The 16625-nt window shown below is 67.7% G+C and carries 16 protein-coding genes and 2 riboswitches; of the genes, 10 read left to right on the top strand and 6 right to left on the bottom strand.

Features of this window, described 5'->3' with window-relative positions; all coding sequences use genetic code 11:
- Positions 1 to 25 precede the first annotated feature (25 nt).
- Complete coding sequence (locus DQP58_RS12705; protein WP_112708723.1) at positions 26 to 1369, top strand: aspartate aminotransferase family protein; 1344 nt, start codon at positions 26 to 28, stop codon at positions 1367 to 1369.
- Here the strand turns inward: DQP58_RS12705 and DQP58_RS12700 are convergent.
- A complete protein-coding gene (locus DQP58_RS12700; RefSeq protein ID WP_112708741.1) occupies positions 1344 to 1595 on the bottom strand; it encodes a hypothetical protein in 252 nt (83 codons plus the stop codon). The genes DQP58_RS12705 and DQP58_RS12700 overlap by 26 nt on opposite strands.
- A 227-nt stretch (positions 1596 to 1822) precedes the next feature.
- Between DQP58_RS12700 and DQP58_RS12695 the strand changes: the two genes are divergently transcribed.
- The 4 genes from DQP58_RS12695 to DQP58_RS12680 all read left to right on the top strand — a co-directional run bounded on the left by DQP58_RS12695 (position 1823) and on the right by DQP58_RS12680 (position 5953).
- On the top strand, positions 1823 to 3064 hold the full coding sequence (locus DQP58_RS12695; RefSeq protein WP_112708722.1) for a D-alanyl-D-alanine carboxypeptidase family protein: 1242 nt from the start codon (positions 1823 to 1825) through the stop codon (positions 3062 to 3064).
- A 5-nt stretch (positions 3065 to 3069) separates the two neighbouring features.
- Positions 3070 to 4434: a sugar porter family MFS transporter gene (locus DQP58_RS12690; RefSeq protein WP_112708721.1), complete on the top strand. Its 1365-nt coding sequence runs from the start codon at positions 3070 to 3072 to the stop codon at positions 4432 to 4434.
- A 14-nt stretch (positions 4435 to 4448) separates the two neighbouring features.
- Positions 4449 to 5558 (top strand): N-acetylglucosamine-6-phosphate deacetylase, encoded by a 1110-nt coding sequence (nagA, locus tag DQP58_RS12685; protein WP_430915977.1) that lies wholly within the window; start codon positions 4449 to 4451, stop codon positions 5556 to 5558.
- Between the two features lie 5 nt (positions 5559 to 5563).
- Positions 5564 to 5627, top strand: a riboswitch (guanidine-III (ykkC-III) riboswitch).
- Positions 5628 to 5638: 11 nt separating this feature from the next.
- Positions 5639 to 5953, top strand: coding sequence for a DMT family transporter (locus tag DQP58_RS12680; protein ID WP_112708719.1), 315 nt, complete (start codon positions 5639 to 5641; stop codon positions 5951 to 5953).
- Here the strand turns inward: DQP58_RS12680 and yhjD are convergent.
- Complete coding sequence (gene yhjD, locus DQP58_RS12675) at positions 5950 to 6987, bottom strand: inner membrane protein YhjD (RefSeq protein ID WP_112708718.1); 1038 nt, start codon at positions 6985 to 6987, stop codon at positions 5950 to 5952. The genes DQP58_RS12680 and yhjD overlap by 4 nt on opposite strands.
- A 41-nt stretch (positions 6988 to 7028) precedes the next feature.
- The gene (gene trpS / locus DQP58_RS12670; RefSeq protein ID WP_112708717.1) at positions 7029 to 8048 is read right to left on the bottom strand and encodes a tryptophan--tRNA ligase; all 1020 of its coding nucleotides are present in this window, start codon (positions 8046 to 8048) and stop codon (positions 7029 to 7031) included.
- A gap of 151 nt (positions 8049 to 8199) precedes the next feature.
- Here trpS and DQP58_RS12665 point away from each other — a divergent pair, with 151 nt between their 5' ends.
- Positions 8200 to 9015 (top strand): alpha/beta fold hydrolase, encoded by an 816-nt coding sequence (locus DQP58_RS12665; protein WP_112708740.1) that lies wholly within the window; start codon positions 8200 to 8202, stop codon positions 9013 to 9015.
- Here the strand turns inward: DQP58_RS12665 and DQP58_RS12660 are convergent.
- Both DQP58_RS12660 and DQP58_RS12655 read right to left on the bottom strand, forming a co-directional pair.
- Positions 9008 to 10237, bottom strand: coding sequence for an NADP-dependent isocitrate dehydrogenase (locus DQP58_RS12660; RefSeq protein WP_112708716.1), 1230 nt, complete (start codon positions 10235 to 10237; stop codon positions 9008 to 9010). The genes DQP58_RS12665 and DQP58_RS12660 overlap by 8 nt on opposite strands.
- A 27-nt stretch (positions 10238 to 10264) precedes the next feature.
- Positions 10265 to 12499, bottom strand: a complete 2235-nt coding sequence (locus DQP58_RS12655) for an NADP-dependent isocitrate dehydrogenase (RefSeq protein ID WP_112708715.1) — start codon at positions 12497 to 12499, stop codon at positions 10265 to 10267.
- Between the two features lie 151 nt (positions 12500 to 12650).
- A riboswitch (SAM riboswitch) is annotated at positions 12651 to 12773 on the top strand.
- A 161-nt stretch (positions 12774 to 12934) separates the two neighbouring features.
- Between DQP58_RS12655 and DQP58_RS12650 the strand changes: the two genes are divergently transcribed.
- Genes DQP58_RS12650 through DQP58_RS12640 form a run of 3 tightly spaced genes read left to right on the top strand, consistent with a single transcriptional unit; the run spans position 12935 to position 16187 of the window.
- On the top strand, positions 12935 to 14305 hold the full coding sequence (locus DQP58_RS12650; protein ID WP_112708714.1) for a bifunctional o-acetylhomoserine/o-acetylserine sulfhydrylase: 1371 nt from the start codon (positions 12935 to 12937) through the stop codon (positions 14303 to 14305).
- An 11-nt stretch (positions 14306 to 14316) separates the two neighbouring features.
- Positions 14317 to 15459, top strand: a complete 1143-nt coding sequence (gene metX, locus DQP58_RS12645) for a homoserine O-acetyltransferase MetX (protein WP_112708713.1) — start codon at positions 14317 to 14319, stop codon at positions 15457 to 15459.
- Entirely contained in the window at positions 15456 to 16187 is a 732-nt protein-coding gene (locus DQP58_RS12640; RefSeq protein WP_112708712.1) for a class I SAM-dependent methyltransferase, read from the top strand. Before metX ends, DQP58_RS12640 begins: the two co-directional genes overlap by 4 nt.
- Here the strand turns inward: DQP58_RS12640 and DQP58_RS27135 are convergent.
- A complete protein-coding gene (locus DQP58_RS27135) occupies positions 16148 to 16423 on the bottom strand; it encodes a hypothetical protein (RefSeq protein WP_240629786.1) in 276 nt (91 codons plus the stop codon). The genes DQP58_RS12640 and DQP58_RS27135 overlap by 40 nt on opposite strands.
- A gap of 8 nt (positions 16424 to 16431) precedes the next feature.
- Here DQP58_RS27135 and DQP58_RS27130 point away from each other — a divergent pair, with 8 nt between their 5' ends.
- On the top strand, positions 16432 to 16623 hold the full coding sequence (locus tag DQP58_RS27130) for a VOC family protein (protein WP_240629784.1): 192 nt from the start codon (positions 16432 to 16434) through the stop codon (positions 16621 to 16623).
- Positions 16624 to 16625 lie beyond the last annotated feature (2 nt).

The raw sequence follows: 16625 nt of genomic DNA, 5'->3' as shown, positions 1-16625 counted from the left end.
TCGCGAGGTTACGCTCACCAACAACATGACTGACAACCTCTGGCTCCACTTCGCCCGGCACGGCCCGGACATCACGCCGCCGATCATCACCCGCGGCGAGGGCGTCACCATCTACGACGACCGCGGCAAGAGTTACCTCGACGGCCTGTCCGGCCTGTTCACCGTCCAGGTCGGCCACGGCCGTACCGAGCTCGCCGAGGTCGCCGCCCGCCAGGCGGGCACGCTGGCGTTCTTCCCGCTGTGGGGCTACGCCACTGCGCCGGCCATCGAGCTCGCCGAACGTCTCGCCGGCCACACCCCGGGTGATTTGAACCGGGTGTTCTTCACCACCGGCGGCACCGAGGCCGTCGAGACGGCGTGGAAACTGGCCAAGCAGTACTTCAAGCTCACCGGCAAACCCGGTAAGCACAAGGTGATTTCGCGCTCGGTCGCCTACCACGGCACCACCCAAGGCGCGCTGGCGATCACCGGGCTGCCGAAATACAAGGCCCCGTTCGAGCCGGTGACGCCCGGCGGCTTCCGGGTGCCCAACACCAACCTTTACCGGGCGCCGGAAACGCTGCGCACCGACCCGAAGGCGTTCGGGCGGTGGGCCGCCGACCGGATCGCCGAGGCCATCGAGTTCGAGGGCCCCGACACCGTGGCCGCGGTGTTCCTGGAGCCGGTGCAGAACGCGGGCGGCAGCATCCCGCCTCCCCCAGGCTATTTCGAGCGGGTGCGCCAGATCTGCGACGAATACGACGTGCTGCTGGTCTCCGACGAGGTGATCTGCGCGTTCGGCCGGATCGGGTCGATGTTCGCCTGCTCCTCGGACATCGGCGACTTCGGCTATGTGCCCGACATGATCACCTGCGCCAAGGGAATGACGTCGGGCTACTCACCGATCGGTGCCATGATCGCCAGCGAGCGCTTGTTCGAGCCGTTCAACGATGGCGCCACCATGTTCCCGCACGGCTATACCTTTGGCGGGCACCCGGTTTCGGCCGCCGTCGGGCTGGCCAACCTGGACATCTTCGAGCGCGAGGGCCTCAATGATCACGTCAGAACCCACGCGCCCGCGCTGCGCGCCACCCTGGAGAAGCTGTACGACCTGCCCATCGTCGGCGACGTGCGCGGCGAGGGTTTCTTCTACGGCGTGGAACTGGTCAAGGACCAGGCCACCAGGCAGACCTTCAGCGACGACGAGCGCCGCCCGCTGCTCGCCCGGGTCTCCGCGGCGCTGTTCGAGGCGGGGTTGTATTGCCGCACCGACGACCGCGGCGATTCGGTCATTCAGCTGGCGCCGCCGCTGATCAGTGGGCAGGCCGAATTCGACCTCATCGAGGCGGCGCTGCGCGGCGTGCTCAGCGACGAGTGCCGTCGGCTGTAGCCAGGATCCGCTTGACCTCGTAGGCGGCCAGCAGCACCTCGCGGGAATGCGCCGTCGTGGGGCTGCTCGTGATCCGCGACTGCGCGTTGCACAGCCAGGCCAGTGCGGACCGCAGGTCGCCCTCGGGCGTGGCGTCGCGGTGCAGCTTCAGCTCTTCCAGCACGCGGTCGTCGTCGGAGCCGCGAACCTGGCTGCCCTTCTCCACCCGCTTGAGTAGCTGTTCCAACGATCGCGGGCCGTCGCCGTCGCGCCGCAACTGAGACCACGTTCGAGACCAGAACCGATCGTTTGAAATGGCACATCCCTCGGGGATTCGGGGCGGTCGATGGGTTCCGAACGGACCGCGTGCCCAGCGTAACCCGGCCAGACCGACCCGGCTCAGTAACTTCCGTCTCACCAGTCACAGCGCGGCTCCCCGGATTCGGGCGGTCGATCGCTTACTGTGCTCAGACAATGACCCTGTTACGTTCCGCATCATGCCTGGCAGCGGCGTTTTTCCTGATCGCCGCCCCGGTCACGCTCGGGATGCCGCTCGCCAACGCCGAGCCCGGCGCCGAACCGAATGCCGCGCCGGCCAACTGCCCGTACAAGGTGACCACGCCGCCCGCGGTGGATTCCTCCGAGGCCCCCACCGCCGGTGACCCGCCGATCCCGCTGGCGGTGCCCGCCAAGCCCGTCGGCGGTGACGCGCTGGGCAGCTGCGGCATCGTCGCCGCGCCGAACACACCGGCCTTGCCGAACGACGTCTCCGCCGACGCGTGGCTGGTCGCGGACCTCGACAGCGGCGCGGTGATCGCGGCCAAGGACCCACACGGGCGGCACCGCCCGGCCAGCATCATCAAGGTGCTGGTCGCGATGGCCGCCATCAACGCACTCAACCTCAACAAGGCGGTTCCCGGGACCGCCGACGACGCCGCGGCCGAGGGCACCAAGGTCGGCGTCGAGGAGGGCGGCGTGTTCACCGTCAACCAGCTGCTGCACGGGCTGCTGATGCACTCCGGCAACGACGCCGCGCACGCGCTGGCCATGCAGCTGGGCGGCATGCAGCAGGCGCTGGAGAAGATCAACGTGTTGTCGGCCAAGCTGGGCGGCCAGGACACCCGGGTGGCCTCGCCGTCGGGGCTGGACGCGCCGGGCATGAGCACCTCGGCCTACGACATCGGGTTGTTCTACCGCTACGCCTGGCAGAACCCGACGTTCGCCGACATCGTCGCGACGCGGACGTTCGACTTCCCCGGCCACGGCGACCACCCGGGCTACGAGCTGGAGAACGACAACCAGCTGCTCTACAAGTATCCCGGCGCCCTGGGCGGCAAGACGGGTTACACCGACGACGCGGGCCAGACGTTCGTGGGCGCGGCCAACCACGACGGGCGACGCCTGGTGGCGGTGCTGCTGCACGGCACGCGTCAGCCGATCGCGCCGTGGGAACAGGCCGCGCACCTGCTGGACTACGGCTTCTCCACGCCGCAGGGCACCCAGGTCGGCTCGCTGATCGCCCCCGACCCGTCGCTGGCACCGGCCAAGCGCGACACCGCCGCCGACCCGCTCGCCAGCAACGCCGCGGCCGCCGGGATCATCCCGTCGGCCGACGCCATGCCGATCCGGGTGGGCGTGGCGGTGATCGGCACCGTCGTGGTGTTCGCGCTGATCATGATGGCCCGCTCGATGAACCGCCGACCGCAGCACCGCTGAGCGCCGTGGCACGCGGATCGCGGCGCGGACTGCTGGTCGGGTTGACCGCCGCCAGTGTGGGCGTCATCTACGGTTACGACCTGTCCATCATCGCCGGGGCGCAGTTGTTCGTCACCGAGGACTTCGGCTTGTCCACGCGCCAGCAAGAACTGCTGACCACGATGGTGGTGATCGGCCAGATCGTCGGGGCGCTGGGCGCCGGCGTGCTGGCCAACGTCATCGGGCGCAAGCGATCGGTGGTGCTGATCCTGTGCGCGTACACGGTTTTCGCGCTGCTGGCCGCATTCTCGATCTCGCTGCCGATGCTGTTGGCGGCGCGGCTGCTGCTGGGCCTGACCATCGGCGTGACGGTGGTGGTGGTCCCGGTGTACGTGGCCGAATCGGCCCCGACGGCGGTGCGCGGCTCGCTGCTGACGGCCTATCAGCTGGCGATCGTTTCCGGTCTGATCGTCGGCTATCTGACCGGTTACGTGCTGGCCGGCACTCACAGCTGGCGGTGGATGCTGGGTCTGGCCTGCGTGCCCGCAATCCTGTTGCTGCCGTTGATCATCGGCATGCCCGACACCGCCCGGTGGTACGTGCTCAAGGGCCGGATGGATGACGCCCGCCTGGCGCTGCTGCGGGTCGAACCGACGGCGCGCGTCGATGAGGAGCTGGCCGAGATCGGCCGCGCGCTCAGCGAGGCCGAGCCCGGCGCCAGGGGCGGGTTCGCCGAGATGCTGCGCCCCCCGTACCTGCGCGCCACCGCCTTCGTGGTGGTGCTCGGCTTCCTGATCCAGATCACCGGCATCAACGCGATCATCTACTACAGCCCCCGCATCTTTGCGGCCATGGGCTTCACCGGCAATTTCGCGCTGCTCGGGCTGCCGGCGCTGCTCCAGGTCGCCGGGCTGGCCGCCGTGGGCGCGGCGCTGCTGCTGGTCGATCGGGTGGGCAGGCGGCCAATCCTGTTGTGGGGCACCGCCATGATGATCGTCGCCGACGTCGTGCTGATGGCGGTGTTCGGGCGGGGTTTCGGCGGCACGATCGCCGGGTTCGCCGGCATCCTGTTGTTCATCTTCGGCTACACCATGGGTTTCGGCTCCCTGGGCTGGGTGTACGCCAGCGAAAGCTTCCCATCCCGGCTACGCTCGATCGGGTCGAGCACCATGTTGACCTCCAACCTGGTGGCTAACGCCATCATCGCCGCCGTGTTCCTGACCCTGCTCCATTCGCTGGGCGGCGCAGGGACTTTCGCGCTGTTCGCCGCGCTCGCGGTGGTCGCGTTCCTCTTCGTCTACCGCTACGCGCCGGAGACCAAGGGCCGCCAGCTCGAGGACATCCGCCACTTCTGGGAAAACGGCGGCCACTGGGAGAACCCGTGCCCGTGATCGCCGCGGGCACCATGGTGCTCGACGGCCGGGTCTGCCGCCCGGGCTGGCTGCAAACCTCCGGCGAACGGATCGCGGCCTGCGCGCCCGGCCCGCCGCCGGGCCCGGCCGACCGGGATTTCCCGGATTGCACTGTGGTGCCAGGCTTTATCGACATGCATGTGCACGGCGGCGGCGGCGCCTCCTACACCGACGCCGACGGCATCGCCGGCGCCGCCGCGTTCCACCAGCGGCACGGCACCACCACCACGCTGGCCAGCCTGGTGACCGCGTCACCGCCCGACCTGCTCGCCGGTGTGCGGGCGCTGGCCGAGGCCACCGGACGGGGGACCATCGCGGGCATCCATCTCGAGGGGCCGTGGCTGAGCCGGGCACACTGCGGGGCCCACGACCGCACCCAGCTGCGCGATCCGGACCCGGCCGAGATCGACGCGGTGCTGGCCGCGGGCGGCGGCGCGATCCGGATGGTGACGCTGGCGCCGGAGCTGCCCGGGGCGGACGCGGCGATCCGGCGGTTCACCGACGCGGGAGTCGTTGTGGCGCTTGGCCATACCGACGCGACCTACGAGCAGACCCGGCACGCCATCGCGCTGGGCGCCGCGGTCGGCACGCATCTGTTCAACGCGATGCCGCCGCTGCACCATCGCGAGCCCGGCCCGGTCCTGGCCCTGCTTCGCGACCCGCGCGTGGTCGTCGAGTTGATCGCCGACGGCGTGCACCTGCACCCCGACGTGGTACGGGCGGTGATCGCGGCCGCCGGAGCCGACCGGGTCGCCGTGGTCACCGACGCGATCGCCGCGGCCGGCCGGCCCGACGGCGCGTTTCGGCTCGGGTCGGTGGCCATCGACGTCGTCTCCGGCGTGGCCCGGGTGCACGGGACGTCGACGATCGCCGGCAGCACCGCCACCATGGATCAACTCTTCCGCACCGTGCACGCCGACGCGGGGCTGGCGCCGGCCGTGCAGGCGACGGCCGCGACGCCGGCGCGGGCCCTCGGACTGGGGCGGGTGGGCGAGCTGCGGGTGGGTTATGACGCCAATCTCGTTGTGCTGGACGATCGTCTGGGCATCTCGGACGTCATGGTGCGCGGCACCTGGCACGGTCGCCCGCGCGACGTTTGTTAGCATCGAGCCCGTCAGCACCTGACACCGGACGAGGGGCCCCGTACCCGGCCAGCGACAAGACGGCGCCGTGGGGGTGCGTGATGGCCTGGCTCGTCCTGATTGCGTCGGGGATCATGGAGGCGGTGTGGGCGACCGCCCTGAACAAATCGGACGGCTTCTCCCGGCCGGTCCCTTCACTGGTTTTCCTTGCGGCCGTCGCTCTTTCGATGACCGGGCTGGCGATCGCCATGCGCACGCTGCCGGTCGGAACCAGTTATGCGGTCTGGGTCGGCATCGGGGCCGCGCTCACGGCGGGCTATGCGATGCTGGCCGGCGACGAATCCGCGTCGCCGATCAAGCTGGCGCTGATCGCCGGGATCGTGGCCTGTGTCGCGGGCCTGAAGCTGGTCGGCTAGCGAGCGCGGCGGGTGGAGCGGGCGATGCGGGAAAGCGTCAGCGCACCAATGGCTCCCAGCGCCATCGCCGTCAGCGTCTGGCGGGTGCCCAGGCCCTCGTCCAGCTGCACCCGCGGCGCGATGATCGCTGGGGCCGGAGGCGCGACGGGCTGACTGCGCGGATCGGCGGACGCCGTCGCCGCCCAGGCGGTGCAGAACAGCACGAGATAGGCGGTGATGTAGGCGAATACCATCAATCCGAGCACCGGCCCGAACGCGGCGCCGGCGGGGCTGCGCAGCACCGTCTTCAGATAGATCGACGCCACCTGTTTGAACACCTCGAAGCCGATCGCGGCGATCAGCCCGGCGCGCATCGAATCGGTCAGGTTGACCTTCTCGCGCGGCAACCGGGCGATCATCCAGGTGAACAGCAGCCACGACACCAGCGTCGCGATCAAAAGCGAAATCAACCAGAACAGCCAGTCGAACACCATAAACCGCGGTATGCCAAGCCATTTCAACAGCGCGGCCATGGGCGTGGCGTGGCCGACGGTGGTCAGCGCGACGGTGACCACGATCACCGCGAACGTCCCCACCATCGCCAGCAGGTCGGAGAGCTTGTTGCGTACGAAGCCCGGTGATTCGATGTGGGTGTCCCACCACATCTCCGTCAACGCCTGGCGCAAGTGCGAAATCCAGCCCAGGCCCGCCCACACCGCGGTGGCCAGACCGATGACACCGACAGAGGTTCGGGCATCGATCGCCGAATTCATCAACTCCTGCAGCTGATTACCCAGCGCGCCGTTCACCTGGGAGCGGATGTGGTCGTCGATGGTGCTCAACAACTGGGGCCGGCGGGCCAACACGAACCCGAAGACCGCGAAACCGACCATGAGCAAAGGAAACAACGCAAAGATCGTGTAATAGGTGAGGCCGGCCGCGAAGAACCCGCCGTTGCGATCGTCGAAACGCCGGTAGGCACGGATGACATGGTCGATCCACCCGTAGCGGGTCCGCAGTCGATCGAAAATGCCCGGCTTGGCCGGCTCGCTCATCGCACGACTCCAATGAGAAGCGGATCTAGCTCCGTTGGGATCTAGTTCCCTGGTGGAAGAAACCCGAGCCGATCGTAAACCCGCCGGACCGTTTTCCCGGCCACATCGTTGGCCTTTTCCGCTCCGGCGGCCAACATGGCCTCCAATTCGGCCACATCGGCGGACAGTTCGTCGACGCGGGCCTTGATCGGGGCGACGAACTCGACGACCGCCTCGGCGGTGTCCTTCTTCAAATCGCCGTAACCCCTTCCGGCATAGCCGTCCACGAGCGTGTCGATCGCGACGCCGGTGACCGCGGACTGGATGCTCAACAGGTTGGACACACCCGGCTTGGCCTCGGTGTCGAAGCGGATCTCGCGCTCGCTGTCGGTGACCGCGGAGCGAATCTTCTTGGCCGACACCGCCGGATCGTCGAGCAGGTTGATCAACCCGGCATCGGTGGCCGCGGACTTGCTCATCTTCGACGTCGGATCCTGCAGGTCGTAGATCTTGGCGGTGGCCTTGGGGATGAGCATGTCCGGCACCACGAACGTGTCCGGGAAGCGGCTGTTGACCCGCTCGGCGATGTCGCGCGCCAGCTCGAGGTGCTGACGCTGGTCCTCGCCCACCGGCACCAGATCGGTGTCGTAGGCCAGCACGTCGGCGGCCTGCAACACCGGGTAGGTGAACAACCCGACCGTGGTGGAGTCGGCGCCCTGGCGCAGCGACTTGTCCTTGAACTGCGTCATCCGCGACGCCTGCCCGAAGCCGGTGAAGCACCCGAGCACCCAGGCCAACTGGGTGTGCGCTGGCACGTGGCTCTGCACGAACACGGTGCTGCGGGCCGGGTCGATGCCCAGCGCCAGGTACTGGGCGGCGGTGATCAGGGTGCGGCGACGCAGCGCTTCGGGATCCTGGGCGACGGTGATGGCGTGCAGGTCGACCACGCAGAAGAACGCGTCGTGATCGTCCTGCAGCGCGACCCACTGCGTGACGGCGCCCAGCGCGTTACCCAGATGAAGCGAATCAGAGGTGGGCTGCACGCCGGAGAAAATCCGGCTGGATCCGGTAGCGGTGCTCATGATGCACCGATCTTTTCACGCCAGCGTTCGGGCGAGCCCCGGCATCGCTGGACACCCGGTTTCGGTACCGGCGGTACTGGGTAAGGTCGAGGGCATGACAACTCGCGCGCCGATCCACCTCGGCCCCAGGGATGGTTCCGCGGAGCCGGTCCTGATGCTGCACGGGTTCCTGATGTCGCAGATTGTCTGGGAACCGGTCGCGCCGCGGCTGGCCGACAGCGACCGTTTTGGGGGCCGCTTCGAGGTGTTCGCGCCGACCATGGCCGGGCATAACGGCGGGCCATACGCCGGCACCTGGTTGCTGAGCTCGTCGGTGCTGGCCGACCACGTCGAGCGCCAGCTCGACCAGCTGGGCTGGGAGACCGCCCACCTGGTCGGCAACTCGCTGGGCGGCTGGGTCGCCTTCGAGCTGGAGCGGCGCGGGCGCGCGCGCAGCGTCACCGGCATCGGCGCCGCGGGCGGATGGACGCGGTGGAGCCCGGTGAAGTTCGAGGTCATCAGCAAGTTCATCGCGGGCATGCCCGCGCTGGCCTTGGCGCGGCTGTTCGGGGAGCGGGTGCTCCGGTTGCCGCTCAGCCGACGGTTGGCGACCCTGCCGCTCACGGCCAGACCGGACGGCATCAGCTCCGAGCAACTCTCCGTCGTGGTCGACGATGCCGCGCACTGCCCCGCGTACTTCCAGCTGCTGGTCAAGTCGCTGCTGGATCCCGGCCTGCTGCAGTTGGCCGACACCGCGGTGCCCGTCCAGCTGGTGCTGTGCGAGAAGGACCGGGTGGTGCCCGCGAGCAGGTTCAACCGGCACTTCACCACCTACCTGCCCAAGGGAACGAGGATCACCGAGCTCGAGGGTGTCGGGCACGTGCCGATGTTCGAGGCGCCCGACCGGGTCACCGCGGTCATCGCCGACTTCGTCGACGAGTGCGCCGCAAGCCGTCAGACCGACCGGCACCGGCCACCGGCTAGCTAGCCAGCCGCTTTTCCAGGTTCTCGGCGATCGAGTTGAGGAATTCCTCGCTGCGCTGCCACTTCTGGTCGGGGCCGATCAGAACGGCCAGGTCCTTGGTCATCTTCCCGCTCTCGACCGTGGCGACCACCACATTCTCACACGTTTGCGCGAAATCGGTCACCTCGGGGGTGTCGTCCAGCTTGCCGCGGTGCGCCAGTCCGCGTGTCCAGGCGAAGATCGAGGCGATCGGGTTGGTCGAGGTCGGCTTGCCGGCCTGGTACTGGCGGAAGTGCCGGGTGACGGTGCCGTGCGCGGCCTCGGCCTCGACCGTCTTGCCGTCCGCGGTCATCAGCACCGACGTCATCAGCCCCAGTGAGCCGTAACCCTGAGCCACGAGGTCCGACTGGACGTCGCCATCGTAGTTCTTGCAGGCCCACACGTAGCCGCCCTCCCACTTCAGGCAGGCCGCGACCATGTCGTCGATCAACCGGTGCTCGTAGGTCAGACCCTCGGCCTCGAAGTCGTCCTTGAACTCCTCGTCGTAGACGCGCTGAAACTCGTCTTTGAACATGCCGTCGTAGGCCTTGAGGATGGTGTTCTTGGTGGACAGGTACACCGGCCACTTGGCGTTCAGCCCGTATTTCAACGAGGCGCGGGCGAAATCGCGGATGGAGTCCTTGAAGTTGTACATCCCCATCACGACGCCGCCGTCTTCGGGGATGGACACCACCTCGTGCACCATCGGTTCGCCGCCGTCGGCGGGGGTGAAAGTGATTGCGACGGTTCCGGGTTTGTCGACCTTGAAGTTGGTCGACCGGTACTGGTCGCCGAACGCGTGGCGGCCGATGACGATCGGCTTGGTCCAGCCCGGCACCAGCCGCGGCACGTTCGAGATCACGATGGGCTCACGGAAGATGGTGCCGCCCAAGATGTTCCGGATCGTCCCGTTCGGCGAAAGCCACATCTTCTTCAGGTTGAACTCCTGGACGCGGGCCTCGTCGGGGGTGATGGTCGCGCACTTGACGCCCACGCCGTGCTTCTTGATGGCGTAGGCCGCGTCGATCGTCACCTGGTCGTCGGTGCGGTCGCGATGCTCGATGCCCAGGTCGTAGTAGTCCAGGTCGATGTCGAGGTGCGGCAGGATCAGCAGGTCCTTGATGAACTTCCAGATGACGCGGGTCATTTCGTCACCGTCGAGCTCTACGACGCGGCCTTTGACCTTGATCTTGGCTTCGCCTGCCATGTCGAGTCCGGCTTCCTGCTTGCGGCCCTAGCCGGTTGAAGCCGCTAGCGCCTCGTTGAATGTCTTGCTGGGCCGCATGATTGCCGTCGTCTTCTCGCTGTCCGGATAGTAGTAGCCGCCGATATCAACCGTCTCGCCCTGCGCCTCGGCCAGTTCGGACACGATGGTCTCTTCGTTCTCGGCCAGCGAGTCGGCCAGCGGGGCGAAGTGCTGGCGCAACTCCTCGTCGTCGGACTTCGCCAGTTCGGCCGCCCAGTACAGCGCCAGGTAGAACTGGCTGCCGCGGTTGTCGAGCTCACCGGTCTTGCGCGACGGGCTCTTGTTGTTCTCCAGCAACTTGCCGATCGCGGCATCCAGCGTCTTGCCGAGTATCTTGGCGCGCTCGTTGTCCGTCTTGATGCCGATGTCTTCGAAACATGCTCCCAGAGCCAGGAATTCGCCCAGCGAATCCCACCGCAGGTGGTTCTCCTCCACCAGCTGGTGGACGTGCTTGGGCGCCGAACCGCCCGCCCCGGTCTCATACATGCCGCCGCCGGCCATCAACGGCACGATGGACAGCATCTTGGCGCTGGTGCCCAGCTCCAGGATCGGGAACAGGTCGGTGAGGTAGTCGCGCAGGATGTTTCCGGTCGCGGCGATGGTGTCCTGCCCCCGCATCGCGCGCTCGATCGTGTAGCGCATCGCCCACACCTGCGGCATGATCTGGATCTCCAGGCCCTCGGTGTCGTGCTCCTTCAGGTACGCCTTGACCTTCTTGCGCAGTTCGACCTCGTGCGGCCGCTCGGTGTCGAGCCAGAACACCACCGTCATGCCGGAGTTACGCGCCCGGGTGACGGCCAGCTTGACCCAGTCGCGGATCGCCTCATCGGTGACGATGGGCATCCGCCAGATGTCGCCCTCCTCCACGTTCTGGGTCAGCAGCACTTCCCCGCTGCCGAGGTCGACGATGTTGGCGACACCGTCTTCGGGAATTTCGAAAGTCTTGTCGTGCGAGCCGTACTCCTCGGCCTGCTGCGCCATCAGCCCGACGTTGGGAACCGTGCCCATCGTCGTCGGATCGAACTGCCCATGGGTTTTGCAGAAGTTGATGATCTCTTGGTAGATGCGGGAGAACGTGGATTCGGGGTTGACCGCCTTGGTGTCCTTCTGCCGCCCGTCGGCGCCCCACATCTTGCCGCCAGCGCGGATCATCGCCGGCATCGAGGCATCCACGATCACGTCGCTGGGCGAGTGAAAGTTGGTGATGCCCTTGGCCGAATCCACCATGGCCAGCTCGGGGCGGTGCTCGTGGCAGGCGTGCAGGTCGCGGATGATCTCCTCGTGCAGCGACGCGGGCAGCGACTCGATCTTGCTGTACAGATCGCTCAGGCCGTTGTTGACGTCGACACCGAGCTCGTCGAAGAGCTCCTGATGCTTGGCGAAGGCGTCCTTGTAGAAGACCTTCACCGCGTGACCGAAGACGATCGGGTGCGACACCTTCATCATCGTCGCCTTGACGTGCAGCGAGAACATCACGCCGGTTTCGTAGGCGTCCTGCATCTGCTCCTCGTAGAACTCGACGAGGGCCTTCTTGCTCATGAACATGGAGTCGATGACGTCGCCGTCGCGCAGCTCGACCTTTCCCTTGAGCTCCAGGGTCTGTCCGCCCTTGGTCTCCAGCACCATCTTCACGTTGCGCGCGCGGTCCAGCGTCATCGACTTCTCACCGTGATAGAAGTCGCCGTGCCGCATGGTCGCGACGTGCGTGCGCGAGGCCGGTGACCAGTCCCCCATGCTGTGCGGGTGCTTGCGGGCGTACTCCTTGACCGCCTTGGGCGCACGCCGGTCCGAGTTGCCCTGCCGCAGTACCGGGTTCACCGCGCTGCCAAGGCATTTGGCGTAGCGGGCGCGAATTTCCTTGTCCTCGTCCGTCTTTGGGCTCTGCGGAAAGTCCGGAATCTTGTATCCCTTGCCCTGCAGCTCCTTGACCGCAGCGATCAGCTGGGGAACCGAGGCGCTGATGTTCGGCAGCTTGATGATGTTGGTGTCGGGCAGCTCGGTCAGCCGGCCCAGTTCGCCCAGGTTGTCCGGCACCCGCTGTTCTTCGCTCAATTGCTCGGGGAACTCGGCCAGAATGCGGGCGGCCACCGAGATGTCACTGGTCTTGATCTGGATGCCGGCCGGCTCGGCGAAGGCGCGCACGATTGGCAGGAACGCATAAGTCGCCAGCAGCGGCGCTTCGTCGGTCAGTGTGTAGATGACGGTCGGCTGTTCGGCGCTCACGATCCCTCTCCCGGCGTCGATGATGGGTTGGAAATTTTGGGGGCTCAGCGTTCTGACTGCCACGTTATCAAGGGTGTTTGGACAGGTGTCGACCTGCACGCGCACCGCAGCGGTTAGCACTGAGTCGGCACAGTAAGATAGTCTTCGTATTGGTCATGAGCGCCAGCATCAAGCCCCGGCTTGCTGGCCGGCAACCCTCCAACCGCGGTGGGGTGCCCCGGGTGATGACCAGGTTGAGTAGCCACACACACCGGCTATCCGGCAAGCGCGGGTCCGCCATGACGGGCCCCTGAGTAGACAGGGAAACGTGATGTGCATTCTCCTGACCCAATCACGCCCGATCGTGCGTCGCTGCTAATCCGCGCCGCCGGTTGACGCCTCATCCTCGCGTCCCGGCCGCCCGATGCAGATTCCCTACCAGCAGAAAGCGATCCCGTGACCTCCGACAACGCCGATCACGACACCGACCCGACCGCGCACTGGTCGTTCGAGACCAAGCAGGTGCACGCCGGCCAGCAGCCGGACCCAGCCACCAACGCCCGTGCCCTGCCGATCTACCAGACCACGTCGTACACCTTCGACGACACCACGCACGCCGCCGCCCTGTTCGGGCTGGAAGTGCCGGGCAACATCTACACCCGGATCGGCAACCCGACCACCGACGTCGTCGAGCAGCGCATCGCCGCGCTCGAGGGCGGGGTGGCGGCGCTGTTTCTGAGCTCCGGGCAGGCCGCTGAGACTTTCGCCATATTGAACCTGGCGAGTGCCGGAGATCACATCGTGTCGAGCCCGCGACTGTACGGCGGGACGTACAACCTGCTGCACTACTCGCTGGCCAAGCTCGGCATCGAGGTCACCTTCGTCGAGGATCCCGACGACCTGGATTCGTGGCAGGCCGCGGTCCGGCCGAATACCAAGGCGTTCTTCGCCGAGACGATCTCCAACCCGCAGATCGACATCCTCGACATCCCCGGTGTCGCCGGGGTCGCGCACGGCAACGGCGTCCCGCTGATCGTCGACAACACCATCGCCACGCCGTACCTGATCCAGCCGTTCTCCCACGGCGCCGACATCGTCGTGCACTCGGCCACCAAGTACCTCGGCGGCCACGGCTCGGCGATCGCCGGGGTCATCGTCGACGGCGGCACCTTCGACTGGACGCAGGGCCGCTTCCCGGGATTCACCACCCCCGACCCCAGCTACCACGGCGTGGTGTTCGCCGAGCTCGGTCCGCCGGCCTTCGCGCTCAAGGCGCGCGTGCAGCTGCTGCGCGACCTCGGGTCGGCCGCGTCGCCGTTCAACGCGTTCCTGGTCGCCCAGGGCATCGAGACGCTGAGCCTGCGCATGGAGCGCCACGTCGCCAACGCGCAGCGGGTGGCCGAGTACCTGGCCGGCCACGACGGCGTGCTGTCGGTGAACTACGCGGGCCTGCCCAGCTCGCCCTGGCACGAGCGGGCAAAGAAGTTGGCGCCCAAGGGAACCGGCGCGGTGCTGGCCTTCGAGCTGGCCGGCGGCGTCGAGGCCGGCAAGGCATTCGTGAACGCGCTGAAGCTGCACAGCCACGTCGCCAACATCGGCGACGTGCGCTCGCTGGTGATCCACCCGGCGTCCACCACGCATGCCCAGCTGAGCCCGCAGGAGCAGCTGAGCACCGGGGTCAGCCCCGGCCTGGTGCGGCTGGCCGTCGGCATCGAGGGCATCGACGACATCCTGGCCGACCTCGAGCTCGGCTTCGCCGCGGCAGCCAAATTCGGTGTGAGCGCGGGGGCCTCGGGCACCGACCCGCAAGCCGTGGCGGCGTTCTAAGGAGCCCGGCGATGGCGATCTCCGGGGTCCCGACCCAGACGCTGCCCGAAGAAGGCGAAATCGGCTTCGTCGACATCGGCTCGTTGACCACCGAGGGCGGCGCGGTCATCGACGACGTGCACATCGCCGTCCAGCGCTGGGGCGAGTTGTCGCCGACGCGCGACAACGTGGTGGTGGTTCTGCACGCGCTGACCGGCGACTCGCACATCACCGGGCCCGCCGGACCCGGACACCCCACCGGCGGCTGGTGGGACGGGATGGTCGGGCCGGGCGCGCCTATCGACACCAACCGCTGGTGCGCGCTGGCCACCAACGTGCTGGGTGGTTGCCGCGGCTCCACGGGACCCAGCTCCCGGGCTCGGGACGGAAAGCCTTGGGGCTCAAGGTTTCCCCGCATCACGGTCCGCGACCAGGTCGAGGCTGATATCGCAGCGCTGGCCGGGTTGGGGATCGAACGGGTCGCCGCGGTGGTCGGCGGATCTTTGGGTGGTGCAAGGGCTTTGGAGTGGATCGTCGGTTATCCGGACCGGGTACGGGCCGGTCTGCTTTTGGCGGTGGGGGCGCGGGCCACCGCCGATCAGATCGGCACCCAGACCACCCAGATCGCGGCGATCAAGGCCGACCCGAACTGGCAGGGCGGTGACTACCACGACACCGGCCTCGCGCCCGACGCCGGGCTGGCGATCGCCCGCCGCTTCGCGCACCTGACCTATCGCGGTGAGGCCGAACTGGACTCCCGGTTCGGCAACCAGGGGCAGGACGGCGAGGATCCGAACAACGGCGGCCGCTACGCAATGCAGAGTTACCTGGAGTATCAGGGCGACAAGCTGGTGGAGCGCTTCGACGCGGGCAGCTACGTGGTGCTGACGGAGGTGTTGAACAGTCACGACGTCGGCCGCAACCGCGGCGGCGTGCGTAATGCGTTGTCTAGCTGCCCGGTTCCGGTGGTGGTCGGCGGCATCACCTCCGACCGGCTGTACCCGCTGCGCCTGCAGCAGGAGCTGGCCGAGCAGCTGCCCGGCTGCGCCGGCCTGCGGGTGGTGGACTCGCTGTTAGGGCACGACGGCTTCCTGGTGGAATCCGACGCCGTCGGCGAATTGATCCGTCAAACACTGGTGTTGGCGGGCGACGGGGAAGGCACGTCGCAACCGTGACGCGCTCGCGGCACGACCGCTCCCTCTCGTTCGGCTCGGCGGCCGCGGCCTACGAGCGTGGGCGCCCCTCCTATCCCCCGGAAGCGATCGACTGGCTGCTGCCGGTCGGAGCGCGCCAGGTGCTCGACCTGGGTGCCGGCACCGGAAAGCTGACCACCCGGCTGGTGGAGCGCGGGCTGGACGTGGTGGCCGTCGACCCGATCCCGGACATGCTCGAGGTGTTGCGCACCTCGCTGCCGGAGACGCGGGCGCTGCTGGGCACCGCGGAAGAGATTCCGTTGGAGGACAACAGCGTTGACGTGGTGCTGGTGGCGCAGGCCTGGCACTGGGTGGATCCCGAGCGCGCGGTGCCCGAGGTGGCCCGGGTGCTGCGGCCCGGCGGGCGGCTGGGTCTGGTGTGGAACACCCGCGACGAACGCCTCGGCTGGGTGCGCGAACTGGGCCAGATCATCGGCAGCGACGGCGACGGCCGCACCCGGGTGACGCTGCCGGAGCCGTTCACCGATCTCGCGCATCATCAGGTGGAGTGGACGAGTTACCTTACACCGCAAGCGCTGATCGATCTCGTCGCGTCGCGCAGCTATTGCATTACCTCGCCGACCGAGGTCCGCACCAGGACGCTCGATCAGGTGCGTGAATTGCTGGCCACCCATCCGGCACTGGCGAATTCGACCGGCCTGGCGCTGCCCTACGTCACCGTGTGCACCCGCGCGACGCTGGCCGCGTGAGCATGGAGCAACGGCTGAGTGTGATCACCCTCGGCGTTGCCGATCTGGATCGCGCCCACCGCTTCTATGAACGCCTCGGCTGGCGCGGTCAAGAAGTGCAGGAAACGGTCTTCTTTCAGGCCGGCGGTCTCGCGGTGAGCCTGTGGGCGCGCGACAAGCTTTCGGCCGATCTCGGAATCGCCGACCGAGGCGATGACGGTTTCGGTGGTGTCGCTTGGCACACAACGTGCGGTCACGTACCGAAGTGGACGAGATCCTCGCCGCGGCAGAAGATGCCGGAGCGACGATCACACGTGCTGCTGGCGACACGTTCTATGGCGGGTATGCGGGCGCGTTCCGCGATCTCGATGGTCACGCGTGGGAGGTCGCCTACAACCCGGGTTTCGCGCTAGCCGAAGACGGCGCGATCACAGTGCCCGATTTCTCAGAAGGCTGATT

The sequence above is a fragment of the Mycobacterium colombiense genome, from assembly GCF_003284975.1.
GTDB classification, from domain to species: domain Bacteria; phylum Actinomycetota; class Actinomycetes; order Mycobacteriales; family Mycobacteriaceae; genus Mycobacterium; species Mycobacterium europaeum_A.
This window is presented reverse-complemented; position numbering and strand designations above follow the sequence as displayed.